This is a genomic window from uncultured Thiothrix sp. (assembly GCF_937876535.1).
Lineage (GTDB): Bacteria > Pseudomonadota > Gammaproteobacteria > Thiotrichales > Thiotrichaceae > Thiolinea.
On the sequence record NZ_CALFHZ010000008.1, the window covers coordinates 119,926 to 146,268 of the forward strand.

Genomic DNA, 26,343 nt, shown 5'->3' on the forward strand with positions numbered 1-26,343 from the left:
AACCTCCCCTTGTCAGGGGAGGAGAGCGTCCCTCCCTTGATAAGGGGAGGGATCGAGGGTGGGGTTAAGCAGCCGCCATTTTTTCTTCACGCTTACGGTTGAACCACGCTTCCGCAGCCTCATCCCAACCATCCATACGTACATAAGACACATTGCGCGGTTGCTTAATCATATTCGGATCAGGGTCAAGGCCAATACCTTCGAGGAAGTTCACCAAGCCAATACGCTCAATCATTTCACCGCAGCGCTCATGCTCTAAACCATTTTCGGCCCAGTAATCAATCACGGTGGAAGCGAGTTCTTTAATGCGCTCGTAATCTTCCTCAGTCTCCATTTTCATAAAAGGAATAATCACTGTGCCCATTAAATCGCCGATTTTTAAGGTACGTTTACCCCCCATGAGAATACTCACGCCCTTATCATCACCTGTGTGCAGTGCTTTCGGCATTACGTTTAAGCAGTGCATACAACGCACACAATTGCTGTTATCCACCGTCATGGTGTCATCATCATTCAGCTTAATGGCACCCGTAGGGCAACGGCTAATGACATTGTCGAACATATATTGACGACCCGCCGCGCGATCACCTTCTTTGCCGATTTCAGCCGCCTTTTTCATAATCGCTTCTTTCACGGCAGCTTGGTCGATTTTCATCTCATCGCGCCACGTACCAATAATGGCAAAGTCAGCGCGCTCAATTGCATTCATGCAATCATTCGGGCAGCCCGAAACCTTAAACTTGAACTTGTAAGGCAAGGCTGGACGATGCACATCATCGGTAAAATTATTTAATAAATGACGATGGATTGCTTGCTCATTGCAGTTGGACATTTCGCAGCGTGCCGAACCCACACACGACATGCCAGTCCGCACGCAAGGGCCTGCACCACCTAAATCCCAGCCGTATTCATTAATCTCATCGAAGAAGCCTTGATAGCTTTTACTATCCGCACCGATGAACATAATATTGCCAGTTTGACCGTGAAAGGTTTGCAGACCCGAACCATGCCGTTCCCAACTATCCGCCAGCTGACGCAGCATATCGGTGGTGTAGTAATTGCCCGCCGGTGGCTGCACGCGCAAGGTATGGAATTCTTTGGACTCAGGGAACATATGCCCCACTTCTGAGAAGCGCGGAATAATCCCCCCCCCATAGCCATAGACTGAAATCGTTCCCCCTTTCCAATAACCCATGCGCGTTTCATAAGAATGCTCCAACTGACCTAATACGCCATTAGTGACATTACGAATACGCTCGTCAGGATGGTTATCACGGAGATTCTTAATACCAGAAATGAAGCTAGGCCACGGCCCTTCTTCTAAGACATCCAGCATCGGGGTTGGATAATGTTTTGTTGCCATAGCTGCCTCCTCATCGTTGCACTTATGACTAGCCTGACTACTTGCGAAATTAGCTTAAGTAGCCCAGCTTAGAATCGCTTGCGGTGGACACCTATCCACACGGTTAAACCATGTTCATAAGTGTATGCTTATGATTCTTGCCAAAGAATCTCACTCATGGGGAATGCCATAAAATAGCCCTATCTCTAAGGAGATAGACCTAAAAAGCTCGACAAGTTTTCTCTCAGCCAACGCTAAAGATAGAATATCATTATTTTATAATATTTAAACTTTCAAACTTACTGGCGTGTTTATGAACTTATGGGATGAAGAATTTTATCAAAGGTGGCGAGAGCAAAAGCTGGCACTTTACCCTGTCGACCCTAGTGATCTATTGGTTGAAATCCAACACGCAGATGCGGCTACACCAGCAGAACTCCAGCAGCTTAAACTCAATTTAAAGCGCTATAACTTTGCTTTCTACCGCTTTGCCAAGCAAGCTAATGCCTCTAAACAACAAGTTCACCAGCTTGCCCAAAATATGGGCTTGAAGACTCTAGCGCATAATTTATGTGCGGATGCAGATAGCTTGACGGCTATTCAAGTCACCCAACACCAAGGTCAACACGCTTACATTCCGTATACCGATAAAAAGCTAAGCTGGCATACGGATGGCTATTACAACGCCGCTCACGAACAAATCCACGGTATGCTTTTGCATTGTGTCCGCCCAGCGTTACAAGGTGGTGAAACTCAACTGATGGATCATGAACTAGCTTATCTTTTATTACGCAACGCAAACTGTGAGTATATCCATGCTCTACAGCATCCCGAAGCTTTTACCATTCCAGCCAATATTTTAAAGGATGAGGAAATCCGCCCTGCACAAACTGGCTCTGTTTTCAGTTTTGATGCGGATGGTCATTTGCATATGCGCTATTCAGCACGGCAAAAGAATGTGATTTGGCGGGGTGACTCAGTCACTCAAGCGGCCGCTCAGTTTTTACTCGACTTGTGGGAACAGGATTCAGCTTATAAGCTGCGTTATACCCTGCGGGCGGGTGAAGGCTTAATCTGTAATAATGTCTTGCACTGTCGGACGGCATTTGTGGATGCGGAAGAGCCTGAAAAGAAGCGCTTGTTGTATCGGGGGCGGTATTTAGAACGAGCTACTAGCTAAAAAGAAGCTCTAGTATATGAGCTTCTTTTTTTGGCTTCAAACCAGAATTAATGCGATAACATCCTCTCTAACTCTGCCATCCCAGCCGGCAAGTCCAATTTCGCACCGCATTTCCGCATACTCGAACCAAAAGCATGCAAGGTTCTAAATAAATTATGCGCCCGGCTTTGTTCACCCATTTGGCCGATACGGAGGATATTCAAACCAAACGCGCCGGAAATTTCAACTTTGTGCACACAAGACATATCTGCACGCACTGCATCAGCCGATACATGATCCGGAACTACAATGCCAATGACTGAATTTAGACGGTGCTGTTTTTCCACCAGCAAATCTAAGCCCATGGCCTCTAAACCAGCTTGTAAGGCTTCCGAGCAACGTAGATGCCGGCGGAAACGATTCGGCAAGGTTTCTTCGCAGACTAAGCGCAAGGCTTCATGTAACGCTAAAATCCCCGAGACTGGCGCAGTGTAATGATAGGATTTTTGATTCCAGAATTTATCGGCTAATTGCGCATCCAAGCACCAATGATATGGCAAGTCTTGGCGATTGGCGATTTTGCGTGACCATGCTTCTTCTGAGAAAGCTAATAAAGATACCCCCGGAATCGAGGATAAGCCTTTTTGCCCACCCGTGATAATTGCATCCACTTGCCAATTATCCATTTCAAGCGGCATGGTGCTGAGCGTACAAACGGCATCCACAATAATCAGGCAGCCATACTTTTTCGCCAGTTTCGCGATTTGCTCCAGATTACGGTTGTAAACCGTATTAGAGGTTTCCCCCTGCACCATCGTTACGACATCGTATTTAGTACGTTGTAATTCACGCTCAACCGCTTCGACATCAGCCCCTTGATTGCGGGGCATTTCTAAAATGGTCGGTTCTGCTCGCACCCGCCGCGCCATTTCTGCTAAGCGCTGGCTGAAATAGCCATTGGTAATACACAAGACCCGTGAGCCAGGGGTTACCAAATTAGCAACTGCCATTTCCATCGCTGCCGAACCGGGGCCACTCACACCCATCACATGCGAAGAACGGGTTTGGAAGACATAGCGACTCATGTCTTTAACCTGCTCAATCGCACGGTTCATGGTATCGCCAAGGTGGTTAATAACGATTGAATTCGCCGCCGCAACTTTCTGCGGAATCGGTACCGGTCCCGCCCCCATCATTAACAATGGTTCGTCTGGTAAAATTTGTTCTAAAGGAACAATATTCGGAGGGGAGAGAGACTCGCTCATGAAATTTGATGTCCTATTCGCTTTTAATAAATTTAACTAAAACCTGGGGGATATTGTGCTATGCACAACTTGATTGCAAGACCCTTCATTATCATCCTCACATAATCAGTCATCCTCCCTGCTGAATATATACAAAGGGGGCTAATCATGCTTTGCTGCTAGTCTGATTTTCTGAAGGTAAGATCGGATGTTTTGGCAAGAAGACGAAGACAAAACCCTGCCCTATCAAGCATCAGCTGATGTTTTAGACTTAAGCTTTGCTATGCGTTGTAAACGACTCCCCATTGACCATGCTTGGGAGTTATCAAGCGCCATCCACCAAGCCCTGCCTTGGTTTGCTGAGGAGACTTTGGCTGGTGTCCATACCATTCATGTGGCTGCAAGCGGTAATGGCTGGTTACGCCCTGAAGAGCAGACAGGTATACTGATACCCTCACACCGTACTCGGTTGGAACTACGTATCCCTAAGCACCGTGTCCAAGCAGCTCAAGCTTTAACTGGTCAAACCTTGAGCTTTGGGGAGTATAGGATTGAAGTAGGTGAAGCTAAAGAAAAGCCATTTTCTAATGCTTCCGTTTTGTTTGCGCGCTATGTGGTTTCAGAGGAAAGTGAATCTGAAGCAGCCTTCCTGCAACGTATGGCGGCAGAGGTGCAGGAACTCACAGAGTTCAAACTCAAAAAAATGCTCTGTGGACTTAGCTCTCATTTGCGTACCGACGCAGGCACTATATTTACCCGGCATTTAATGCTCGCCGATTTGGATACTGAAACCTCGATCCGCTTACAGCAAGTTGGCTTAGGCACAGGTCGACACTACGGCTGTGGCCTATTACTCCCGCATAAAAGCATTAAAACGCTTAAACCGACCGAATAAATCAACACTGCTATCCCTTTAGAGCAGTAGTGAGGCTTAAAGCACTTAGTATAATTTTTCTAAAGCGTATTGAATACGGCTTAAGGTATGAGAGGAATAACTATGGTATTAGAAATCAATGGTAAAACTATTGAGCTGACTGAGGCCGGTTATCTGGTCGATTTGAATGACTGGGATAAAACCATTGCTCAACAACTAGCAACCGAGGAGGGGATCGGCGAATTGAGCGAGCAGCATTGGGATGTACTCCATTATTTGCGCGATGAGTACCTTAACAATAATGGTAATCAGCCAATGGAGCGCGCCATTCTCAAAGCAATGGCTGAAAAATGGGACAATAAAAAGCTCAGTAGCAAAGACCTCTATAACTTATTTCCACGTGCACCCAGTAAACAAGGTTTGAAGATCGCCGGTTTGCCCGCTACCCATCGCAAAGGTGGCTACTAAGGCTTAACCACTAAGAGGTATGGGCTGGCTAGGTTTCAAGCTTTATGCTGCTGTAATAAATTGCTTAAGTTTAAGAGATCAACACCATGAACGAACGTAAACAAGCCCTAATTCAAGAAATGCTAGAAATGCAAAAGAAATTCATGGCTTATGAAAAGTCAGGTGAATTTAATGCCGAAGATTATTATGTTGGTGAATGGAAAGACTACCGCAACCGCTACACGGAACTAGCGGCTGAAGTTCGCGAGATTGCCTCCAAAGAAGCTAATTTTTGGAAATAAACCACACTTGCTCTTGATAGTATGCGTAGCCGCTAGGAAACAGCGGCTTTTTTCATTGCGGTGGGCGGGCTTTAGGTAAAGGAAAGGTCTTACGCAAAGCCCGAATCAACGACTCAATTTGTTGCTCAACACTCGCATGAATAATACCCACATCAGATTCCAGCACGCATTCATCCAACTTTAATTGAGTGTCGGGTAATACCTCAATATGGACAATTGTACGTTGCCATTCTTCCAGCTGCTCTAAGACCACATCCTGCATTTGTGGGTGCACACGGATAATGAGCTTTTTGCTACTACGAACTAAATCCATCCCGCGCCGCACCGTGCTAGCTACCAATTCTCGATTTTCAAAGGTATGTAAAATTTGCTGCACGGATTCAATCACTACTTGCACAAGGGCTAATTCAACATTGCGCAAATTGTCATGCATTTTGATGGTAAAGCCCAACAATTGCTGTACAACTTGATCATGCGCTTGCTCCCGTCCCTGTTGCATTCCGGCTTGAATAGCATCATTGAGCGCTTGGGTCGCACGTTGCTCGCGCTCTTGATCGCGTTGTGCCATTTCTTGGACTAAAGTTTCATAATTCACTAAATGCCGATAGTCATTGGCTTTCAGGACGACTTTGCCCGGCTCTAGTTGCGAGTCGAGCGGTTTAATTGAAACGAATTTGTCCATCACTATCGATCCTCATGCGCACTTCTATGGCTATTTTTTGTATTAAGGCGGCACATTCTTTATTTTGCCCGTGTAATTGCTTACCCAAAGGCTCAGCTTTTTTCAGCAATAGATACCATTGGTAAGGCAACTTCAGCATTAATCGCTTGCGTAAAGCGATGGGATACTCTTGTAGAGCTTGGTTCAGGCACAGCATACCTGCCACGATTAAACTATGATGCGGGTCGAGCTTTTCAGGCAGCTTTAAATCTAAAGGTAAATTGCCTTTCATTAAAGCCGCACGCCGATGCATGAAACTAAACAGATCAGAACCCAGTTGCTCTTGCAGTTGTTGTACTTCCTCCCGCACCACAATTTTTTGTACGCGCTTAAAGTAAAAGACTGTCCCTGTGTACAAAACTAAGCGCTCTAAGTCGTCGCCTGACCACAAAGCAATGCGGGTTAAAGCATTTGAGAAATTAAAAAAGACTTGGTTTTCTAGGCCAAAACGCTGCAATAAATATTGCACAATTCGATCAGCACTGCGCTGCTTGCCGACTAATTTTTTAATAATCGGGCCGTCTGGCATTTGGTCAAGCCAACTCATGTGCGTATAGTGATCAGGGCGGAAATTAAATTCCCACACTAAATTCGCTATCTTGCTATTACTGGTGGATTCCACGTGTTTGAGCTCATTCACATTGAGTTGACTGATTGTGCACATTATCAGTCAAATGAATGAAGTCTATAAAAACCTGATCGACAACCGGAGGCTTTACTAAGTTAAACGATCTTTGGCATTCATCTTTCAAGCTCTTTACAATAGGCCACCCTCTGAAAAAAGCATAAGCGCTGAGATTTAAGATATGGATGAACTCGAACTACCCCTTTCTACTCGCTTGAACTTAGAAACAGGTCGCATCACTTGGAAAGAATTAGGATTTTTCTTTGCACGCGGGCGAATCTTGCAAGTAGTAACTGAGCTTGATCTGATTAAAGTAGCAACTGCTTTAGCCAATGATGATGCTAGCCAAGTTTCAGGCTGGCTAACCGCCCAACAAGTGCGCATTCTGCCTGATGCAATCGCCAAAGAATGGGCAGCTGATGACAATAATCTTTGGGCAGTGGTAGTAGCGCCTTGGGTGGTGGTTCAAAAACGTAGCTAAATGCTTCTTAAACCTCACCTCACTGAAAATACTTAAGCAAGATTAAGCTAAGTCGAAAAAAATTGCCGCTTCTAGGAGCGGCAATTTCTTATAGCGGTTTTAGCAAAAAACTATTTATTTTCGCGTTGCGCTACTAAGTTGTCTACTACGCTTGGATCAGCCAATGTTGAGGTATCCCCCAAACCATCCAGTTCATTCGCAGCAATCTTACGCAGAATACGCCGCATGATTTTGCCAGAACGAGTTTTTGGTAAGCCTGGTGCCCATTGCAGCAAGTTGATCTTAGCGATAGGGCCAATTTCTTTACGCACTAAATTGATCAGATCATTCTTCAGTGCCTCAGTACCTTCAACGCCAGACATCAGCGTGACATAAGCATAGATACCTTGACCGGTCAGCTCGTGTGGATAGCCAACGACTGCCGCTTCAGCCACTTGTGGATGTAGGACTAAAGCTGATTCGATTTCAGCAGTACCTAAACGGTGACCTGAAACGTTCAGAACATCGTCCACACGGCCAGTAATCCAATAATAACCATCTTCATCGCGGCGAGCACCGTCACCTGTGAAGTAATAGCCTGGATACATCGCGAAATAGGTTTCATAGAAACGCTTATGATCGCCGTAAACAGTACGCATCATAGATGGCCAAGGTGCTTTAATCGCAAGGTTACCTTCAGCAGGATTGCCTTCGATTTCCATGCCTTTATCATCTAAGAGCACAGGTTGCACACCGAAGAACGGGTTGGTTGCAGAACCCGGCTTCAACGGTGTAGCACCTGGCAATGGAGTTAACATATGTGCGCCTGTTTCCGTCTGCCACCAAGTATCCACGATTGGGCAACGATTACGACCGACCACGCGGTTATACCATTCCCAAGCCTCTGGATTGATTGGCTCGCCCACTGACCCAAGTACACGTAATTTTTCGAGTTTTGCACGATTAACAAATTCCTCACCTTGACCCATCAACATACGAATAGCCGTGGGTGCAGTGTAGAAAATCGCAACATCATGCTTGTCGCAGACATCCCAGAAACGACCTGCATCTGGATAAGTTGGAATACCTTCGAACATTAAAGAGGTAGCGCCATTGGCTAATGGGCCGTAAACGATATAAGAGTGACCTGTTACCCAACCCACGTCCGCTGTACACCAGTAAACTTCGCCGTCTTTATAGTCGAATACCAATTTCTGAGTCATCGCTGCTTGTAGCAAATAACCACCCGTGGTATGTAGAGCACCTTTTGGCTTACCCGTAGACCCAGAAGTGTAAAGGATGAATAAAGGATCATCCGCATCCATTGGTTCTGCAGGACAATCCGCGGAAGCTGCTGCTAAGGCTTCATGGTACCAAACATCATGAGAATTCCATTCAACGGGATCACCACCACGCTTAACCACGATGCAGGTATGTACGGTGGGGCATTGAGCAATCGCTTTATCTGCATTGGTTTTTAGCGGAACACGCTTGCCACCACGCATGGATTGGTCAGAAGTAATAACGACTCCGCATTCAGCACCTTGAATACGATCACGTAAAGCATCAGGAGAGAAGCCACCGAAGACGATAGAGTGAACTGCACCGATACGTGCGCAAGCCAGCATAGCGACGGCTGCTTCAGGAATCATTGGTAAATATAAAGAAACGCGGTCGCCTTTTTTCACGCCACGGCTTTTCAGCACATTCGCGAACTTACAAACTTCTTCATGTAATTCTTTATAAGTGATTTTGCGGTCTTCATCTGGGCTATCACCTTCCCAAATAATTGCAACTTGATCACCGCGAGTTGCTAAGTGACGATCTAAGCAGTTTTCAGCAACGTTTAGTTTACCACCTTCAAACCAGCGGATATGGATGTCGCTTTCATCGAAGCTCCAATCCAGAACGTTATCCCACTTCTTGCTCCAAGTTAGGTATTTTTCAGCTTGCTCACCCCAGAACGCGGCTGGATCCTCGACGGATTGCTTATACATGCTGGCATATTGTTCTGCATTAACATGAGCATTAGCTGCAAACTCAGCAGGCACAGGATACGTCTTAATAGACATGGTTGACTCCTCACTAACGAAAAATGGCTTACAAACTACTGGGTGCTTCTGTATTTTTATTCGTATAAATCGCTCTCCGGCACGCTATATTTATACAATCTTAGTGAAAAGTCCAGAAAAACGCCGGAAATATCCAAGGATTGTCGACAATTTTATTCGAAAGTATTTTCTAGTCCATCACGAATGAGAGGCTGCATTGCCGTGGCTAGGCTTTTGAAAAGATTAGAGTTGCTAGCCTCTTCAGCAGCTAGCAGCTCTTTCATATGTTGTCTTTGCGTCGGCATATCAAAACAGGCCGGACAATTCTCCATGATTACCGGCAATTGTGCAGCCTTAGCAAAATCAGCCGTTTGCCGTTCCCGCACCTGTACTAAGGGGCGAATCACACGTAAATCACCTGCATCAATTTGATAATGTGCCTTCATCGTTTTGAGCTTGCCACCATGAAAAGCTGACATTAGAAAGCTTTCAGCTAAATCATCTAAATGCTGTGCAAGAGCTAACACATTATAACCCTGCTCACGTGCGGTCTTATACATGAGTCCACGTTTCATTCGTGAGCAAAACGCACAGTAGGAGTTATTGTCCATATGTGTTTCCGCCAGATTCATAATCGGCTCACGCACATAGAAATAAGGTACACCCAACTTTTCCATATAAGGAATCAGTGGTGATGGATCAAAAGCCCCCGACTGCGGGTCAATCGTTACTGCTGCGAATTCAAAACGTACAGGGGCATGGCGTTGGAAATGCCGCAAAATGTGCAACAGCGACAAGGAATCTTTACCACCCGATAAGCCTAAGAGAATTCGGTCACCTTCCCGAATCAATTTATAGTCGCCAATAGCCTTCCCCACCGCCCGTACCAACGATTTAGGTGGACTAACAAAACTATCGGTGGGTGTTTCTAAGATAAGTTCAGCAGTATTATTCATGAGCAGCAACATAACCGATTTTTTAAACGGATGCTACTTAGAGTCGTATAGATTTAGGGTCTTATAAGCCACTACACATATATCCTTTAAGCAGCGAGGGCACGATTCAAGGTCTTTGATAAGGATTGATAATCTAAGGGTTTGCGTAAACAAGCATTAATGCCTAATTCACGGCAAGTAGGTTCCAGTTCAGCCACATTATTTGAAGTAATCGCAACAATAGGCAATTTAGGATTACGTCCTGAATGCCTTACCCAGCGTCCTAACTCTAAACCACCTAGTTCAGGTAAAGTCATATCTACCAATACTATATCAACATCTTGTTCTTGCAGGCATAAAATTGCCCCTTGCCCATTGGGCACAACTTGTACCTCCGCCCCTAACTGACGCAACATATTACTAGCCTCCGGATGATTAAGTTCTGAATTATCCGCCACTAGTAAACGTAAGCCTCGTGTTAAAGGGCTAATGATATTAGAACTACTCTTTTCCTCTGAGAACACCACCGGCAATTGCAATTCAAAACTAAACTCGCTACCTAAGCCAAGCGTTGATTTGACTTTTAATTCTGAACCCATTGCAGCAACTAAGCGTTTACTTATTGCCAAACCAAGGCCTGTACCTTTACGTGCTGTTTGGGTAGAAAACTGAGTAAAGGGGTCAAATAACGACTCTAAACGTTCAGAAGGGATGCCTTCGCCTGTATCAATGACACTGATTTGGATAATTTTTTGCTTATTTTCAGGCTGTTTGACCTGTACTTTTAACTTAATAGAACCTTCATGGGTATACTTCACTGCATTACTCAACAAATTCAGAACCACTTGAGTCAAAGAAGTCCGATCCATGAATAGAGTTGTGTCTAAGTTGCCTATTCCTTCAAAACTAAAAATCAACCCCTTTTGCTCTGCTTGCTGTTGAACAAGAGGTAAAGCTGAGTGGATAGCCAACGATAGCTTGCAGGGTTCGGGTTTTAACTGAAAAGTGTAACTAGTTAACTTTGCATAATCCAAAACATGATTCACTAGCTGCATCATGTGCTCAGTCGCTAAATCTAGTTTTTCTAAATAAACCTTTTGTTTATCATTTACTGAGCTGAGCTTTAGCAAAGTAGTTAGGCCTGCGATTGAATTAATGGGAGTACGCAATTCATGGCTCATAATTGCTAAAAACTCTTCTTTAGCAGCGCTACTGGCCTCCACCTGCTTCATTTGCTCACGTAAAGTTCTGACTCTTTCCGCTTGTAAAACAGAAAGGAGTAGAATGAAAGTCAAAGTACCTACACTAGTAAAGGCATCAATATGAGCGGTCCACTCATTTATTTCAAATACCTGAAAAACAAAGCCAGGCATATGAATACTGATTGGCAACCAATAGATCCAAGAAAAATAACGGGCAATCCTATTTCCTTTAGAGGCTATATAATAACTAGTCACTAAGGAAAGAGCTAATAAGCCGAAAGACAAAAACACTGGGATGTTTAATCCACCTGAGATTGAACCCGTTACAAAAATACCGAGAATAGCTGCATAAACTCCCCATCGGTAAATTCGATCAATTAGTACAGAGTAGTCTTTAATATCTAAAATACGACGAGTAAACTCAGCATGTGCAATCAAGGTAAGAAAAAAAGGCAACGAATAAAAATAAGAGTTTGTATTGCTTAGAAAATTTAACCAGGGAAAAACAGGATTAGTGCGATGGATAGTAGCCATGATAGCAAAAATATAAACTGTCAAAAGCAGATAATTAGATTCTCGCAATACAAAAAACATAAACAATTGGTAGAGGCCAAGAGTAATCATTCCGGCGTAAATAAAGCTAATTAATCGATAGTTATCCACACTATGATTGATCAAGGCTTCTGCACTAAGAAATTTTATAGGTAATGCTAAAATGGCATCGCCATTAGTTACCCGTAGATAGATTTGGAAAGTCTGTCCCTTAGGCAAATTGAGACTCCAAACATGGCGTAGGTAACTGGGCAAAGGCTTAGCGTAAAAGCGTGTAGAGTTACCTGGCTTTGCTGGCAGCGCCTGTTGAGGCAAAATGAACAGATCTAGGTCAGCCCCTAAAGAAGAATCTAAGAGCAAATACCAAGGAAAATCAGCTTGGTTTTGTACTTGAAACCTTACCCACCAAGCTGACTGAGTACGTCCAAAATTAACACGCTCTTGAGTATTGGCTTCAAAAGCTGTGGTATAAGGCGGATGTGTTACCTGTTCAAGCGTAAGTTTGAGGGAAGTATCTTCGAAATACTCAACAAAATCAGAGACTAGTACATTGGAGTCTTGGTTAGTTAAGACTAAGTTCGGCACAGGAGCCGCGTTTGTTACAGAAATAGTTAGTAACAAAACACCAAGCAAGCAAATCAAACACACTTGCCTTAGTCTTTTCATAAGCCCTCATCCATATTATTTCAGAGCACCTCGGTACTCTGTTGCTATTAGGGCTTACAGTAGACTAGCTAAAATTCAAGTACAAGTAACATTTAGTAAAACAAAGTAAAAGGCTCGGATTTAACTTTTACTTGAAATTTTAAGTATCAAATAATAAAAATCTTTAACTAGCTTCTATTAGACATGTTGTTCGCCATGATAGAGACGAATCACATGGCGAGCTTCAGCAAAGAATAACCAACGTTCTGCACCTATACCGACAAAGCTTGCTAACACTGCTAGCAAGGCCAAATATACACTTTGTACACCTAATGCGATTAAGCCAATAAGTAACAATGGTATAAAAAATCCAGCTATAAATACTGTCATTCTTAGGCTTAACAGCAAATTCACTGGGGCAAAATAAGCAAACTCATCTGTTAGGAAAGTACCTGCTGTATGTCCTGTATCTAGTAAGCGCACTTGTGCACGAGTAAACCCTGTAGCCGTATTAATGGTTGGTCCAGTGACTGTTCGCACCCAAAAATAGTAAATAGCTTTACTGATCGCAGCCATACTGATTAATATGACTGATAAAGTTGCTAGTAAATTAACTGGCTGATGATTTAGAGCTAAAACTGCTACTAATAAAACAGAGCCACTTGCCAAGCCCAAAAGAATATAATTAGTTGGAGTTAAAGCTGTATTCCATTGCCGAATGGTTTTCAAACAAGCATAAATCATACCTGTACTAAATAAAGTCGCAAACGCTAAAGTAAAAGCCGCAAAACCAATGACTGCTACCAAACCATTATAATCAGGCTTTTCAGCATTAACCCAGACACCGAATAAAAATAACAGAGCAACTGGATAAAATAAAATTGCGAATACACCTTCACGGGCTAACCAAGATGTTTTAAAGCGAAAAAAAGCCCGCCATGCATTTTTTGGATTGGCTAAATGCAAAGTTGAAGATAAGAGACCCGCTGAAATTAAACCTAAGGATAATAAGCCACCCACTAGGACAAGGGTTTTATTAAACTCAATAAAACCTAAGATATAACCCAAGGCCATCAGAATAAATAATCCATAACCTGCGCCCGAAGCCACCGTAAAAAAAATAACAGAAAAAGCTGGATGCATATCAAATCCTCCTTAACGCGCAATGGCTTGGTTGACCCATTCTTTGACCGAATTAATTAGTGATTTTTTCTTCACATCATCTGTTGGAATTAAGCGGGTTACACGCGGTGGCAAATAACGATTGGTGGGGTTATAGCCAAGTTCTGGCATGAGCGCATAACCGCCGCGCTCGCGCACTAAGGTGCTCACATTCGAATTCGGATCATCAAAATCGCCAAAATGACGCGCATGGGCAGGGCAAGTGATCACACAAGAGGGCTGACGATCATATTCATCTAAACGTTCATCATAGATGCGATCAATACAGAGCGTGCATTTCTTCATCGTGCCTGAAGAGCGATCCAGTTCACGCGCGCCATAAGGGCAAGCCCATGAGCAATAGTTACAGCCCATGCACTTGTCTTGATCGACTAATACTACTCCATCTTCCGCACGTTTATAGCTTGCACCCGTAGGGCAAACGTCCACGCAATCGGCCTGCTCGCAGTGCATGCAAGACATCGGAAAATTGATAGTTTTATTATGTGGATACTCACCCACTTCATAACTACGAATGCGATTGAACCAAACGCCACTCGGGTCTTTACCGTAAGGGTTGTAATCCGTGAGTGGGCCAGTCGTACCCGAAGTATTCCACTGTTTACAAGATACTGCGCAGCCGTGACAGCCAACACAGACATCCAGATCAATGACTAAACCTAATTTCATTGCTCCTTACTCCTTATTCGCTGTGCCACGCCGACCATCATGCACACTGCCACGACTTAAGACATCCTCCCGTGGACGCGCTAAGTTCACCGCTTGATGGGCTTGATAACCTAAGATATCGGGGGAAACATTCGCATTGGGTAGGGGCTTAATCGCAGGGAAGGTCGGCCATGTACCGATTTCACCTTCAGCCGCCGGATAAACCTTTACTTTCAAGTCATACCAAGCGGCTTGCCCAGTAATCGGATCGGAATTAGTCACATTATCCAAGGCATCATGTTTTACTGGCAGCAATTCCGAAATCAGATGATTCATTAAAAAGCCATCATTCGCTTCATTGGCATTTTCATTTAAACCCCACGCACCTTTTTGCTTACCAATCGCGTTCCATGTCCAGACCGTATCATATTGGCAGGCTTCGACCAGTTTCACTTGCACACGAATTTTGCCATGATGCGATTCCACCCAGCACCACGCTTCATCTTTAATCCCCAAGACTGCGCCACGCTGACGATTCATATACAAAAAGTTCTGCGCACAGATTTGGCGCAACCAAGCGTTCTGCGAATCCCAGGAGTGATACATGAACATAGGGCGTTGATTCACCGCATACAACGGATATTCATCCTCATCAATCCGGCATTGTTCCAGTGGCTTGTAATAAAACGGCAGCGGATTGAAATAAGTGCTCAAGCGTTCTTTATGGTGCGCTTCAGTCGGCATCGGGCCATCATATAAACCCTGTCCGGCTAATTTAAAACGCTGCTGAGCTTCGGAATACAACTCAATCACGATTTGATTCGTTGAACCGACCCACGCTGCATACTTAGCAAATTCTAGATAGTCCTTATTCGCATGACGGTAGTAGCGGATAGGTTCCGGCAAGTGCATTTCAAAGAACGCACCATTTTCCGCATAACGCTCCCATTGTTTGGGATTGGGTTTGCCACGTAGGTGCACTTCATTGCCGTTTTCATCCAACCGCCAGCCTGCCAAGAAGCCAATGCCAGGTTCACGTTGCCAATTAATAATGAAATCTTTATAGCCTTGATATTTGCGTGAGCCATCCGGATTAGTGAAAGCTGGAAAACCTAAACGCCCTGCTAATTCGACTTGCACCTCCTGCCACGATAAGACATCGCGCTCAGGTCGAATCACCTGCTGACGGATCGAATCACAAGCCGCGTGTGGCTCAGAAATGGGGCGATCCAACATCGAAATCGTATCCCAGCGTTCCAGATAGGTCGTATCAGGAATAATCAAATCAGCGAAATTGACCATTTCCGAATGATAAGCATCGGACACCACAATAAACGGAATCTTATAGTCGCCGTCGGCCTCTTTCTCACGCAGCATGTCCTGAATTTCGGCGGTATTCATGGTCGAATTCCACGCCATATTCGCCATAAACATCATTAGGGTGTCAATTTTGTATGGATCACCCTTCACTGCATTGGTGATTACCATATGCATCAGGCCATGATTCGACATCGGCGCATCCCACGAATAAGCCTTATCGATACGTTTGGCCTTGCCATTTGCATCCATCACCAAATCTTCAGGCCCGGTGGGAAATCCGAGTGGTGGCCCTTTCAAAGGCGTATTCGGTGCACAATCTTTGGCCGGTTTAATCGCGGGTGGAATATGTTTGGGATAAGGTGGTTTGGCTAAATGCCCACCGGGGACATCAATCGTGCCAAGCATGATTTGTAAGAAATGAATCGCGCGGCAAGTTTGGAAACCATTGGAGTGAGCCGAAATACCGCGCATCGCATGCATGGAAACCGGACGTCCCACAAACTTATAATGCTTACGCCCTGCCCAATCCGTCCAACCCTCGGGAACATCAATTTCAATACTTTCTTTGAAAGCGACATGCGCCATTTCTAGCGCTAAGCGTTCGATTTGCTCAGCCGGAACGCCACAGATTTTCGCCGCATGTTCAGGAGCATACTGCTCATCAAGATATTCCTCGGCAATCAGCGTCATCACTGACTTAACGGGCTTGTCATTGACATCACCCTCATAAAACAGCGCAGGCGTAATACTAGGGCGTGTACCGTCGGTCGCTGCTTGTAGCTTCATATCCCAAACCAGTGGTTTACCCTCTGCATCACGCAGTAATAAGCCATGCCCTTTTTGATTCGGAGTATGCACCACCAAGTAAGCTGCATTGGTATAACGAATTAAAAATTCCCAATCAAATTGATCATTTTTGAGAAGTACATGCAGCATGGAGAGCGCGAGTATCGCATCAGTACCCGGCTTAATCGCCACCCACTCATCCGCTATCGCCTGATAGCCGGTACGTGCCGGATTTATCCCAACGAATTTGCCGCCATTACGCTTAAGCTTTTCCAGTCCAATCTTAATAGGATTAGAAGCATGATCATCAGCCACCCCCCAGAGCATGAAATACTTGGTACGATCCCAGTCTGGATCACCGAACTCCCAGAAGGCATGCCCCATCGTATAAAGCCCACCCGCTGCCATATTCACCGAACAAAATCCGCCGTGCGCTGCCCAGTTCAGTGTGCCAAATTGCGATGCCCAGAAACCCGTCAAGGCCTGCATCTGATCACGGCCGGTGAAATAAGCTAGTTTCAGCGGGTCGGTTTCCCGAATCTTGCGTAACCGCGCTTCGAGAATGTCGAGTGCTTCCGTCATTGTGATTACTTCAAACTCACCCGCACCACGCTCACTACCGACCTTACGCAATAGGGGTGAGTTGAGTTTGGCAGGGGAATTTTGCTTCATGATGCCTGCATTACCCTTAGCACACAGCACCCCTTTATTGATCGGATGGTCGCGATTGCCTTGAATATAGCGAACTTTATTATCTTCGACCGTGACATGAATGCCGCAACGGCAGGCGCACATATAACAAGTGGTGGCTTTCACTTCTTGCTGCCCGCGCCTCTCAAACTCTGGCAATGCACTCATCTGTACCTCTGAATATAGTAATACAGTAATATACTTAAGTTCGCATCTTCTGCCATCCTGCTAACTCTAGCAACAACAATTTTTATCTACATAAATAAAATTATCTTATAAAAAGAAAAACCGGCTAGCAGCCGGTTTATTAAACTTGAGTCTAAGCAAAAGAGCTTTTAATGCCCTTCCTCTTTCATCTTCTGTAAGCGTGCTTCTGCTAATTTAGCTGAACTACTATCGGGGAAGAAACGTACAGTATCCTCTAAAGTGCGGCGTGCATATTCCCATTGTTGGAGCTCATAAAATGAGTAACCCAGTTTCAAAGCTGCCCCTGAAGATTTAGGGCTATCTTTGTATTGCTTGAGTACTTTCATGAACTCTTTAGAAGCACCCTCAAAATCCTTCTGCGCATAGAGTGCTTCAGCTAACCAATATTGAGCATTGGCGGCTAATTCATGCTGAGGATATTTTTCCAAAAAACTACGGAATAAAGGGGCTGCTTCTGCTGGCTTGTTCACTAACAGTTGATAAGCCTGATTGTAATCAGCCTTTGCTTTACGCCCATCTTCTGTACTAGCGACGGGAGCTGCAGTAGGGGTTGCTGCCGGAACGGCTGCTGTCGCTGGTTTTACCTCAGTAGTTTTCTCAGCTTCGGGCGTACCGTAATAGTAATAGCTATCCTTACTTTTTGGATCTACCACAGGTGCAGCAACCGGAGATTCTGTAGTGGTAGCAGTCGTAATAGGTGTAGGCGTTACCTCTACAGATGTATCAGTTGCAGTACTTACAGCGGCGGCCTCTGCAGGTTTAGTTTCTGCCGGAGCTGCTTCAGCGGTCACTGCATCGGCAGCTTCAGTAGTCACAGTTGCAGCACCCGCATTGAGTAATGCAGGTGCTGCATCGGCTGGACTCGTGGTTAAATAATCCGCTTGTTCAGGTACCGCAGTAGCAGGATCTTCTGCTCTAGTTTCACGAGCGGCCACAGATTCAGCAGCGTCTAATGTTGCAGGTTCTTGCTCCAAAGCTGGAATATCCGTGGCATCGGTTGCTGCGGTAGCCTCTTCCACAAGAATATTTACCCCTGGAATGGGTGGCTCAGTGCTTGTTCCGGAGTCTGATGATTTCGCTTCTTCGTCTAACTGTACCCCGTCTTCAACACCAGCTTGGGCAGCTTCGGCTTTAACTTGCTCTTCATCCTCCGCACGCGTAGGCGCACCCTCCAGCTTATCCTTTAAGGTTTCGTTCTCAGTGCGTAGGGCGTTTACTTCCCCTTCTAAATCATTAAGTCGCTCAAGCAACTGTACAGCCACATCATCATTGAGTGCCTGCACAGGTGGGGCGATTAGCATAACAGCCACCAGAACGCCTAACAGGCTCCGGTCAAGCTTGTAACACATACCCTTTATTCTCCTACATAAATAATTTCAACTCGGCGGTTTTCACTCCATGATTTCTCACCATGCCCCAGTGAAGCGGGTACTTCTTCCCCATAACCCACTATTTCAGCTTGCTGATTTTTCAGCCCTCGCGCCGCCATGTAGTCACGTACCGAGTAGCCCCGACGTTCCGACAGAGCTACATTGTACTCGCGTGAACCGCGTTCGTCTGCATGTCCTTCCAGTCTAACTCGTAAGTTAGGGTAGGCAGCAAGCAAAGAAGCATGTGCTTCTAACACGGGCAAATACTCTGCACGGATACGCGCTTGATCATAATCGAAGTAAATAACACGTTGTGCAAGAATACTGCCAGGGTTGTTTAAGTCTGCAGGTGAATAAGGGCTATTACCTTGTCCTGCCATTCCTGTGCCATTCCCATAACCACCCTGTCTATAGCCACCTTGGCCTTGACCAGCACCACCGTATTGACCTGCCCCCCCTTGGCCACCATTAGGGTTAAGTCCACCTGCACCATTACCAGATTGACCATTTCCTCCCATTCCCCCTTGGCCTTGACCAGCACCGACTTGCCCCATGCCGCCTTGCCCATAGCCACCTGCGCCGCCTAGAGCATTAATATCAGGAATGGGTTCTAGCGGCCGTGGAGCGGTTTGGCAACCACTTAAGACACCCACCGCTAAGATACAACTGAAAAAAAGTTTACGATGCATTGCTATTACTCCCTCGTTCATAGCATTAATCTAAATAAGGAGACCATGCGGGATCACGCACATCATCAACTTGAGTAGCTAAGACCTGACGCGCCTTACCGTTAGCACTAGCGACCGCTAATACCCCACGCCCACCAGACTCAGTCGCATAAACAACCATTTCGCCATTGGGGGCTAAAGAAGGTGATTCATCATAAGTACCTTCTGACACCAGCTTAGAATCACTCGACGAGGCATTCATTAAAGCAATTCGATTGGCGCTACCAATATCCCGCACCATGGCCACGGTATTGCCTACTACACTGGGCGCCGCATTGTACTCCCCCGTAAAAGTCAAACGTGAACCTTCGCCGCCCGCCACGGTTGTTCGGTATAATTGCGGGCTACCACTTTGGTCTGAGGTATAAATTAAAGTATTGTTATTTGCCCAAGCAGGTTCAGTGTCAATCGCTTTAGAAGTGGTGATTTGACGCAAACCGCCGCCATTAGCATCCATCAAATAAATATCTGGATTGCCTTCTTGGGACAAACTCATAGCAATTAAACGCCCATCTGGTGACCATGCAGGCGCGGCATTCATGCCTGGATGATCTGCAATAGCGCGTTTATCACCTGATACTAGATCCTGCACATAAATCACTGAGCGATTACTTTCAAACGACACATAGGCTAAACGATTCCCATCAGGCGACCAACTTGGAGACATCACTGGTTTATTCGAACGCAAAATAGTACGCGGATTAAAGCCATCGGCATCAGCCACAATTAACTGATAAGTTTGTGCTTTAGCAGGGCCATTTGCTGATACATAGGCTACTTGTGTATCAAAGGCACCACGTTTACCGGTTAAGCGCTCGAAAATTAAATCAGCGGCTTTATGCCCCATTCGACGCGTATTGCCAATCTGAGCAATCCGATAACCCGCAGTGCGTTTACCAGTAGCTGCATTCAAGATTTCAAACTCTAAAGAGCCAACCTGCTTGCCTACAATCACATATTCGGCACCACTAGCACGCAAAGGTTCTGTTTGGAAAGGCTGTCCCATCGCTAAAGCCTGACCTGCTTTAGCTGGATCAATCAAAGTAAATAAACCGGTACGCTGCAAATCAGCTTCAATCACTCCGGCCAGATCACCACCTTGAAAAGGTACGATCATGACTGGAATCCCATCATTGGTGCCATCGGTAATACGGATCACCAATTCAGCACGACTCGCCAACGAGGCAAATAGCCCGCTGACTAACACTAATAACACAATCAATTGGCGTTTCATGGTTATGGCTCAAAAATTAATCTTAAATTTTGATTATAAAGCTCTGGTAAATCTGGCTCTGGGAAGGGCTCAGACTTATACAAAGCCGCTGTCAAAGAATCACAAAACTGTGGACTACCATTACAATCCGTGACTCGCAATTCACGAATATTGCCCGGTGGCTTGATCGATAGAGACACTGTAGCACGCATGCCAAAGGTATCGGCAGGTTGATTCCAGCGCGAACTTACCCGTCGTTTAATTTGCGCACCCCAAGCAAGAGCGGCATTCTCAATGGCTTGTTGGCTAGGGCCTGCATTCTGCTTAGCTTCGGCCTCTTTTCTAGCTTTTTCAGCGGCTACTTGCTTAGCTTTTTCTTCAGACTCAGCTTTCGCTTTGGCCTCTAATTCAGCTTTATCACGCTCAGTTTGCTCACGAGCACGCTCGCTACTTTCACGTAAACGCCGTTCTTGATCTTCACGAGTTTTTGCTTCTGCTAGCTTACGCTCTTCTTCAGCTTTACGTTTGGCAGCCTCTTCTGCTTTCGCCTTATCTTCAGCTTCTTGCTTAAGTTTCTCTTGTTCAGTCTTCCATTTTTCTTGGTAAGCAGCACGCTTTTCAGCTAATTCTTTTTCTTCTTGGCGCTTTTTTTCATCCGCTAAACGCTTCTCTTCAGCTTCTTTGATTTTGCGTTCAATTTCAGCCGCTTCACGTTGTTCGTCCTCGTCTTTTTTCTTACGCGCTTCTTCTTCGACTTTTTTAATTAAAGCTTGCTGCTCGGCATCACGCTCAGCTTGCAGTTGCTTTTGTTTTTCTTCCCATTCTTGTTCAGCTTTTTGACGCTCCTCACGTTCCTGCTCTAACTGTTTTTCTGCCTCTTCTGCTTTTCGCTTTTCACGCGCCAACTCACGTTCAGCTGCCTCTTTACGTTCTTGCTCTGCAGCTTTTTCTTGTTCACGCTTTTTTTCAGCTAAAGCTTGCTCAGCTTCATCTGCTTTGCGGCGTTCTTCTTCCAACTCCTTTTCAGCCTGCTCTTTGCGTTCGCGTTCAGCTTTTAGGGATTGTTGGCGACTCTCTTCCGCTTGACGCTCGGCTTCCAAAGCTTGCTGGCGCTCACGTTCAGCTTGGCGATCTTCCGCTTCTTGCCGTTTCCGTTCAGTCTCTGCTTCTTTACGTGCTTGTTCTACAGCCGTTTGCTCAAGTTGGGCACGCTTCTTTTCCTCAGCAATCCGTTTACGTTCAGCTTCTTTTTCAGCTTTAGCCATCGCTGCTGCCTCAGCAATAGCCTCGCGCCGCGCTTGCTCACGTAGCTTTTGATCTTGCTCTTGCTGTTTTTGATTAGCACTTGGCTCAATAGGTGTGGACTGCGCTTTAGGCTCTTCAAGCGTATAGGGAGCTTCAGTATAGGCCGGCTTGGGTTCTGCTAAAGGTTGCAGACCTTTGACTTGTACAGCGACCGATTCTTCTAGTGGCTTAGGCTGCTTATTCATTTGAAAGCCTATAATCAGTAGAATCAGTACAATGATATGGATGACAATTGCCCAAAACAGAGCAACCGGATTTTTTAGCAGTTCTTTGAACATGACTTATTAATTTCTACAGTTCCTGCAAATTTAAAACCTTATTGTTTAGCAGGCTGCTCACTTCGGTTTAACAGGATCAGCCAACAAATTGATAGCTGTAGCCCCGGCTTTTTGGGCTGCAACCATCGCTGTCATCACATATTGATACTCAACACCTGCATCGGCACGAATATTCACAGCTTTATTACGTTTCCCTTGTAATTGCTGAGCGACATAAGTATTCAGTTGTTTAGAACTCACTTTGTCGCCATCTGGCAACAGATATTGTCCTCTTTGATCAACTAAAATTATTAAAGGTTCCTGCTGATTATCAGATTGTAGTGCAGCAGCATCTGCATCCGGTGCATCTATAGCCACGCCTGACTGCATCATGGGCGCAGTGACCATAAAAATCACCAATAAAACCAACATAACATCGATATACGGCACGACATTCATTTGCGCCATCGACTTACGGGTACGTTTCATCGCCGCACCTGTTGAGTGGCCGCATGACGTTCTAATAAAGCGGTAAATTCTTCACGGAAGTTGTCATAATTCACCGCTAACCGATCGACATGATCCACAAAGCGGTTATAGGCAATGACCGCAGGAATTGCCGCAAATAAACCAATCGCTGTCGCAATCAAAGCTTCCGCAATCCCAGGTGCCACTACTGCTAAAGTAGCCTGTTGCATTTTCCCTAAAGAAAGAAATGCATTCATAATCCCCCATACTGTGCCAAATAAGCCCACATAAGGACTAGTTGAACCCACCGTGGCTAGAAAGGCTAAGTTTTGCTCTAAACCATCAATTTCCTTAGAAGCAGCCACCCGCATCGAGCGCTGCACAGCTTCGGTAATAGGCAGATTATTCGCATTATCTAATTGACTAAGCCTGCGATACTCATGAAAGCCGTCATAAAAAATACGCGCTAAACCAGTCCGTTGTGGTGCTTTAGCCAGTTCGTCATAGAGTGCAGGTAAAGAAATACCGCTCCAAAAACGCTCTTCAAACTGTTCTGCTTGCCGCCGTGCTTGCTTGAGTTTACTGGACTTCACAATAATTAAAGTCCACGACAGCAAAGAAGCGACTACCAGTAGCCCCATAACAATTTTGACGACTAAACTTGCATTAAAAATTAAATGCAAAATCGATAAATCAGTGTTCACCGCTGAACTTACCTCGAATTTCTGCTGGAATCGGTTTCGGCCGGAAACTCTCGGCATCCACGCACACCACTCTGACTATGCCTGCGATTAAATGTTCACGTGTATTTTCACGTTTATTCTCACGCCAGATATTTTGCCGGAAATGGACACTAGTTCGCCCTAACTCATGGATAGCTGCTTCAACCTGTAAGAGATCATTAAATAAAGCAGGCTTCAGATAATCGACTTGCAAGCTACGCACCACAAATACAATGCCTTGCTCATGAATAAGAGTATCTTGTTCATAACCTAAGGAGCGTAACCACTCAGTGCGAGCGCGCTCCATAAAGTTAATATAATTACTGTGATAGACCACTCTGCCCGCGTCCGTATCTTCATAATAGACTCGCACTGGCAAGGTAAAGCCATGTAAATTTTCAGGAGTTTCAGTTTTCATGGCGCAAGGATAATGAAAAAGGTAGAAGCCTACCAATAAATTTATGCGCCGATTATAGACTCTGAATTCTCAGACCAAGCAATGAGAAAAACCCAGAGCTAATAAACAGTTAATGTAACGGCTCAGCATGAGCCTCTTCACCATCGCTAGATTGGTATTCAGTCAAGAATTTATGTGGATTCACATAAAAGACTTGATCCAGCCAAAATGGTTTTTCTGGTTTTAACTCAGAAACTTGTGGTGACAAACTGCGAATCGAATAATATAAATTAGCGGGACGTTTCGCGTCTTTATTCGGCAAACCTACTGCACCAATTTGCTCACCGGTTTTTACCCAACTTCCTGGCTTAACATCGACTTTTTCTAAGTTTGCATAATTGTGTAAACGCCACTTAGAGCCTAGTACTAAGACAGTATTGTTACCTTCAGGATTATTTTCGCTATACACAACCCAACCGCTAGTGCTTGCGACTACAGGAGTGCCTTCGCGGGCGAAAATATTGATACCTTTTTGTGCGTTTTGGCCACCTACATACCAGTAAGCAGCGGGGTTCCAGTCATAGGGTTTGGCACCTTCTACTGGCACATGGCGATCTTCGGGGATCCAATAACCCATCATAAAGATGGTGAGTGCGCCTAAGAATAATAATGGTTTTTGCATCGCTCAGCCCTCTCGTTTTATCGCGTATGTAAGGCAACCTCCATACAAATTACAGATGTGTGTTTCGTTGAAAAGTTCAGCTATTTTTTCTTAATTTCACACAAAAACGCTAGGAAATAAACTTTCTACCGACGATTTGCGCTTAGTTCGTTAATAAATCACTAGTTTACCCTTTGATTCCTAGCTGCTGCTGAATCGCTTTAATCGGAGCACGTAGATTTGCTGGAGTATTGTCATGCCAATCTTTCAAATACTTAGCTAACGATTTATCTTTGCTATCATCTCCTAAGTTAATGTAATTAATTGCTGCCCAAGCCTCAGGTTGTTCAGCAAATATCTTCAACAAATGTGAAGCCATTTTTTCATTTAATTTCCGACCCTGAGCATAAGGATCGGCTTCAAATGTAGCTTTATGGGCTTGGTACCAGCTGGCAAGGTTAGGCGCAAGGCTACGTTGCTCTTCTTTCAGCATATCCGCCAAGTACTTACGCAGCTCCGGCGCATATTCCTTCCAATTTGGATAAGGGGGGTGTTGTTCCCACTGATCCGCCAACTTGCCTACACTAAACAAGCTAAAGGCCTCACACAGCGACTCTTCGAACCATTGCTGCTTAGAGACATTATTGGGGGCTAGATCATAATTACTCAATAAGTGACAGGTTTCGTGAGAGAACTGATAGGCTAACTGCGACCAATAGCGCCCTTTCACGTCTAAGAGCACCACATAATCACCTTGCTTATCACGTTCATAGAGGGACACCGGGCCTTTTTCTTCATTTCTAACCACTACAGGCTCTAAGTGTCGATTGCCGATATACGGAGCGATGGACAGAATGGTGGAATCCAGAACAGCTTGAACATCTTTAGGATCAGCCGCTTTCCAAGCTGGATCGACCCTGACCTGAAAGGGTGGCGCGAGTGCAGAAGTCCAAGTGGGGATAAATAGAGTAAAGACGATTAAGAATTTAAGTTTACTGAACATCTATCCATCCCAGTTACTAACGCGTGTGTAACTGGAATAAATAGCAAACAATTATTTTGCTGAATAAGACTGTAAGCTTAAACAGTTAAATTTAGCTGAGCATCGGTAACAGTCCATTATAGGCGTTAATTTTTAAGATAAAGTAAATCCCAAACCCCATGCCCCAGCTTTAAACCGCGTTGTTCAAACTTAGTCAAAGGCCGAAACTCAGGGCGTGGTGAGAAGGCTTCGCCACTTGGATTCGCGCTGTGAAAATCGGGGCTGGCTTGCATCACTTCAGCCATAGATTCGGCGTAATCCTCCCAATCTGTTGCTAAATGTAGTAGCCCCCCTGCTTGCAAACGAGTGGCTAATAAGCTCACAAACTCAGTTTGAATAATCCGGCGTTTATTATGGCGCTTCTTATGCCAAGGGTCGGGGAAATAGATTTGCACACGCTCTAAAGACTTTGTTGGAATACGCTGCTGAATAATGTCGACTGCATCGGTATTCAACACCCGCACATTAGTAAGCTGATGCTTTTGCACCAAATGTAACAAATGCCCAACCCCTGGTGTGTGCACCTCAATCCCTAGAAAATTCCGCTCCGGTGCTGCTAAAGCCATTTGCGCTAGGCTCTCACCATTACCGAAGCCAATTTCCAAAGTAACAGGGGCAGGGTTCCCAAAGAGGGCTGGAAAATCTAATAGTTCCCTAGAGTTCTCTATGCCAAAACAAGGCCAGCCTGTCTGTAAAGCTTGCTCCTGCCCTTTGGTCAAACGACCCTGCCTTAAGACAAAACTTTTAATTGGGCGCAAAGAATGAGTGGTATCCATGTGACTTGAGCT

Annotated in this window: 25 protein-coding genes; 5 read left to right on the forward strand and 20 right to left on the reverse strand. The window is 45.1% G+C overall.

The features are described 5' to 3' along the window. Positions 1–64: 64 nt before the first annotated feature. Complete coding sequence (gene dsrA, locus Q0230_RS05190) at positions 65–1,363, reverse strand: dissimilatory-type sulfite reductase subunit alpha (RefSeq protein WP_298608755.1); 1,299 nt, start codon at positions 1,361–1,363, stop codon at positions 65–67. Between the two features lie 292 nt (positions 1,364–1,655). Between dsrA and Q0230_RS05195 the strand changes: the two genes are divergently transcribed. Continuing rightward, entirely contained in the window at positions 1,656–2,522 is an 867-nt protein-coding gene (locus Q0230_RS05195; protein ID WP_298608756.1) for a TauD/TfdA family dioxygenase, read from the forward strand. Positions 2,523–2,569: 47 nt separating this feature from the next. Here Q0230_RS05195 and Q0230_RS05200 read toward each other — a convergent pair whose 3' ends face one another. Beyond that, complete coding sequence (locus tag Q0230_RS05200; RefSeq protein ID WP_298608757.1) at positions 2,570–3,766, reverse strand: alanine--glyoxylate aminotransferase family protein; 1,197 nt, start codon at positions 3,764–3,766, stop codon at positions 2,570–2,572. A gap of 187 nt (positions 3,767–3,953) precedes the next feature. On the opposite strand from Q0230_RS05200, the gene cas6 reads away from it, so the two are divergent. The 3 genes from cas6 to Q0230_RS05215 all read left to right on the forward strand — a co-directional run bounded on the left by cas6 (position 3,954) and on the right by Q0230_RS05215 (position 5,368). Then, positions 3,954–4,640 (forward strand): type I-MYXAN CRISPR-associated protein Cas6/Cmx6, encoded by a 687-nt coding sequence (gene cas6 / locus Q0230_RS05205; RefSeq protein WP_298608758.1) that lies wholly within the window; start codon positions 3,954–3,956, stop codon positions 4,638–4,640. A 102-nt stretch (positions 4,641–4,742) separates the two neighbouring features. Further along, complete coding sequence (locus tag Q0230_RS05210; protein ID WP_298608759.1) at positions 4,743–5,087, forward strand: TusE/DsrC/DsvC family sulfur relay protein; 345 nt, start codon at positions 4,743–4,745, stop codon at positions 5,085–5,087. An 86-nt stretch (positions 5,088–5,173) separates the two neighbouring features. After that, entirely contained in the window at positions 5,174–5,368 is a 195-nt protein-coding gene (locus Q0230_RS05215) for a hypothetical protein (RefSeq protein ID WP_298608761.1), read from the forward strand. 52 nt (positions 5,369–5,420) lie between these two features. Here Q0230_RS05215 and sctL read toward each other — a convergent pair whose 3' ends face one another. After that, positions 5,421–6,050: a type III secretion system stator protein SctL gene (gene sctL / locus Q0230_RS05220; RefSeq protein WP_298608762.1), complete on the reverse strand. Its 630-nt coding sequence runs from the start codon at positions 6,048–6,050 to the stop codon at positions 5,421–5,423. After that, the gene (locus Q0230_RS05225; protein WP_298608763.1) at positions 6,028–6,711 is read right to left on the reverse strand and encodes a SctK family type III secretion system sorting platform protein; all 684 of its coding nucleotides are present in this window, start codon (positions 6,709–6,711) and stop codon (positions 6,028–6,030) included. Before Q0230_RS05225 ends, sctL begins: the two co-directional genes overlap by 23 nt. A 184-nt stretch (positions 6,712–6,895) precedes the next feature. On the opposite strand from Q0230_RS05225, the gene Q0230_RS05230 reads away from it, so the two are divergent. Then, positions 6,896–7,195, forward strand: a complete 300-nt coding sequence (locus Q0230_RS05230) for a DUF2288 family protein (protein WP_298608764.1) — start codon at positions 6,896–6,898, stop codon at positions 7,193–7,195. Positions 7,196–7,305: 110 nt separating this feature from the next. Here the strand turns inward: Q0230_RS05230 and acs are convergent, their stop codons facing one another. The 16 genes from acs to trmB all read right to left on the reverse strand — a co-directional run bounded on the left by acs (position 7,306) and on the right by trmB (position 26,331). Beyond that, positions 7,306–9,246, reverse strand: coding sequence for an acetate--CoA ligase (acs, locus tag Q0230_RS05235; RefSeq protein WP_298608765.1), 1,941 nt, complete (start codon positions 9,244–9,246; stop codon positions 7,306–7,308). 152 nt (positions 9,247–9,398) lie between these two features. Continuing rightward, positions 9,399–10,181 carry an ATP-binding protein gene (locus Q0230_RS05240; RefSeq protein WP_298608766.1) on the reverse strand — a complete coding sequence of 261 codons (783 nt, stop codon included), beginning with the start codon at positions 10,179–10,181 and terminating at the stop codon, positions 9,399–9,401. Between the two features lie 86 nt (positions 10,182–10,267). After that, positions 10,268–12,499 (reverse strand): hybrid sensor histidine kinase/response regulator, encoded by a 2,232-nt coding sequence (locus Q0230_RS05245; protein ID WP_298608767.1) that lies wholly within the window; start codon positions 12,497–12,499, stop codon positions 10,268–10,270. A 258-nt stretch (positions 12,500–12,757) separates the two neighbouring features. Further along, entirely contained in the window at positions 12,758–13,702 is a 945-nt protein-coding gene (locus Q0230_RS05250; protein WP_298608768.1) for a DmsC/YnfH family molybdoenzyme membrane anchor subunit, read from the reverse strand. Between the two features lie 12 nt (positions 13,703–13,714). Next, complete coding sequence (locus tag Q0230_RS05255) at positions 13,715–14,410, reverse strand: 4Fe-4S dicluster domain-containing protein (RefSeq protein ID WP_298608769.1); 696 nt, start codon at positions 14,408–14,410, stop codon at positions 13,715–13,717. A gap of 6 nt (positions 14,411–14,416) precedes the next feature. After that, entirely contained in the window at positions 14,417–17,353 is a 2,937-nt protein-coding gene (locus Q0230_RS05260; protein WP_298608772.1) for a molybdopterin oxidoreductase family protein, read from the reverse strand. Between the two features lie 167 nt (positions 17,354–17,520). Next, positions 17,521–18,741 carry a tol-pal system protein YbgF gene (gene ybgF, locus Q0230_RS05265; protein ID WP_298608773.1) on the reverse strand — a complete coding sequence of 407 codons (1,221 nt, stop codon included), beginning with the start codon at positions 18,739–18,741 and terminating at the stop codon, positions 17,521–17,523. Between the two features lie 5 nt (positions 18,742–18,746). Then, positions 18,747–19,451: an OmpA family protein gene (locus tag Q0230_RS05270; RefSeq protein ID WP_298608775.1), complete on the reverse strand. Its 705-nt coding sequence runs from the start codon at positions 19,449–19,451 to the stop codon at positions 18,747–18,749. Between the two features lie 25 nt (positions 19,452–19,476). Continuing rightward, positions 19,477–20,724, reverse strand: coding sequence for a Tol-Pal system beta propeller repeat protein TolB (tolB, locus tag Q0230_RS05275; RefSeq protein WP_298608776.1), 1,248 nt, complete (start codon positions 20,722–20,724; stop codon positions 19,477–19,479). Between the two features lie 2 nt (positions 20,725–20,726). Further along, positions 20,727–22,286 carry a cell envelope integrity protein TolA gene (tolA, locus tag Q0230_RS05280; RefSeq protein WP_298608777.1) on the reverse strand — a complete coding sequence of 520 codons (1,560 nt, stop codon included), beginning with the start codon at positions 22,284–22,286 and terminating at the stop codon, positions 20,727–20,729. Positions 22,287–22,343: 57 nt separating this feature from the next. Beyond that, the gene (locus Q0230_RS05285) at positions 22,344–22,754 is read right to left on the reverse strand and encodes a biopolymer transporter ExbD (protein WP_298608778.1); all 411 of its coding nucleotides are present in this window, start codon (positions 22,752–22,754) and stop codon (positions 22,344–22,346) included. Beyond that, the gene (gene tolQ / locus Q0230_RS05290) at positions 22,751–23,437 is read right to left on the reverse strand and encodes a protein TolQ (protein WP_298608779.1); all 687 of its coding nucleotides are present in this window, start codon (positions 23,435–23,437) and stop codon (positions 22,751–22,753) included. The genes Q0230_RS05285 and tolQ overlap by 4 nt, the downstream gene beginning before the upstream one ends. Next, complete coding sequence (gene ybgC / locus Q0230_RS05295) at positions 23,427–23,873, reverse strand: tol-pal system-associated acyl-CoA thioesterase (protein WP_298608780.1); 447 nt, start codon at positions 23,871–23,873, stop codon at positions 23,427–23,429. Before ybgC ends, tolQ begins: the two co-directional genes overlap by 11 nt. Positions 23,874–23,982: 109 nt before the next feature. Next, entirely contained in the window at positions 23,983–24,534 is a 552-nt protein-coding gene (locus Q0230_RS05300; RefSeq protein ID WP_298608781.1) for a M23 family metallopeptidase, read from the reverse strand. 166 nt (positions 24,535–24,700) lie between these two features. Beyond that, positions 24,701–25,516 carry a hypothetical protein gene (locus tag Q0230_RS05305; RefSeq protein WP_298608782.1) on the reverse strand — a complete coding sequence of 272 codons (816 nt, stop codon included), beginning with the start codon at positions 25,514–25,516 and terminating at the stop codon, positions 24,701–24,703. A 125-nt stretch (positions 25,517–25,641) separates the two neighbouring features. Next, on the reverse strand, positions 25,642–26,331 hold the full coding sequence (gene trmB / locus Q0230_RS05310) for a tRNA (guanosine(46)-N7)-methyltransferase TrmB (protein WP_298608784.1): 690 nt from the start codon (positions 26,329–26,331) through the stop codon (positions 25,642–25,644). Between the last annotated feature and the right edge of the window lie 12 nt (positions 26,332–26,343).

Excerpts from the sequence above, each read along its gene's own strand:
- Q0230_RS05210 (WP_298608759.1), top strand. The coding sequence starts at position 4,743 with ATGGTATTAGAAATCAATGGTAAAACTATTGAGCTGACTGAGGCCGGT.
- Q0230_RS05200 (WP_298608757.1), bottom strand. The coding sequence starts at position 3,766 with ATGAGCGAGTCTCTCTCCCCTCCGAATATTGTTCCTTTAGAACAAATT.
- Q0230_RS05300 (WP_298608781.1), bottom strand. The coding sequence starts at position 24,534 with ATGCAAAAACCATTATTATTCTTAGGCGCACTCACCATCTTTATGATG.
- Q0230_RS05285 (WP_298608778.1), bottom strand. The coding sequence starts at position 22,754 with ATGAAACGTACCCGTAAGTCGATGGCGCAAATGAATGTCGTGCCGTAT.
- tolA (WP_298608777.1), bottom strand. The coding sequence starts at position 22,286 with ATGTTCAAAGAACTGCTAAAAAATCCGGTTGCTCTGTTTTGGGCAATT.
- Q0230_RS05195 (WP_298608756.1), top strand. The coding sequence starts at position 1,656 with ATGAACTTATGGGATGAAGAATTTTATCAAAGGTGGCGAGAGCAAAAG.
- Q0230_RS05215 (WP_298608761.1), top strand. The coding sequence starts at position 5,174 with ATGAACGAACGTAAACAAGCCCTAATTCAAGAAATGCTAGAAATGCAA.
- cas6 (WP_298608758.1), top strand. The coding sequence starts at position 3,954 with ATGTTTTGGCAAGAAGACGAAGACAAAACCCTGCCCTATCAAGCATCA.
- Q0230_RS05250 (WP_298608768.1), bottom strand. The coding sequence starts at position 13,702 with ATGCATCCAGCTTTTTCTGTTATTTTTTTTACGGTGGCTTCGGGCGCA.
- trmB (WP_298608784.1), bottom strand. The coding sequence starts at position 26,331 with ATGGATACCACTCATTCTTTGCGCCCAATTAAAAGTTTTGTCTTAAGG.
- dsrA (WP_298608755.1), bottom strand. The coding sequence starts at position 1,363 with ATGGCAACAAAACATTATCCAACCCCGATGCTGGATGTCTTAGAAGAA.
- Q0230_RS05260 (WP_298608772.1), bottom strand. The coding sequence starts at position 17,353 with ATGAGTGCATTGCCAGAGTTTGAGAGGCGCGGGCAGCAAGAAGTGAAA.
- acs (WP_298608765.1), bottom strand. The coding sequence starts at position 9,246 with ATGTCTATTAAGACGTATCCTGTGCCTGCTGAGTTTGCAGCTAATGCT.
- ybgF (WP_298608773.1), bottom strand. The coding sequence starts at position 18,741 with ATGTGTTACAAGCTTGACCGGAGCCTGTTAGGCGTTCTGGTGGCTGTT.
- Q0230_RS05230 (WP_298608764.1), top strand. The coding sequence starts at position 6,896 with ATGGATGAACTCGAACTACCCCTTTCTACTCGCTTGAACTTAGAAACA.
- sctL (WP_298608762.1), bottom strand. The coding sequence starts at position 6,050 with ATGGACAAATTCGTTTCAATTAAACCGCTCGACTCGCAACTAGAGCCG.
- ybgC (WP_298608780.1), bottom strand. The coding sequence starts at position 23,873 with ATGAAAACTGAAACTCCTGAAAATTTACATGGCTTTACCTTGCCAGTG.
- tolB (WP_298608776.1), bottom strand. The coding sequence starts at position 20,724 with ATGAAACGCCAATTGATTGTGTTATTAGTGTTAGTCAGCGGGCTATTT.
- Q0230_RS05305 (WP_298608782.1), bottom strand. The coding sequence starts at position 25,516 with ATGTTCAGTAAACTTAAATTCTTAATCGTCTTTACTCTATTTATCCCC.
- Q0230_RS05270 (WP_298608775.1), bottom strand. The coding sequence starts at position 19,451 with ATGCATCGTAAACTTTTTTTCAGTTGTATCTTAGCGGTGGGTGTCTTA.
- Q0230_RS05255 (WP_298608769.1), bottom strand. The coding sequence starts at position 14,410 with ATGAAATTAGGTTTAGTCATTGATCTGGATGTCTGTGTTGGCTGTCAC.
- Q0230_RS05240 (WP_298608766.1), bottom strand. The coding sequence starts at position 10,181 with ATGAATAATACTGCTGAACTTATCTTAGAAACACCCACCGATAGTTTT.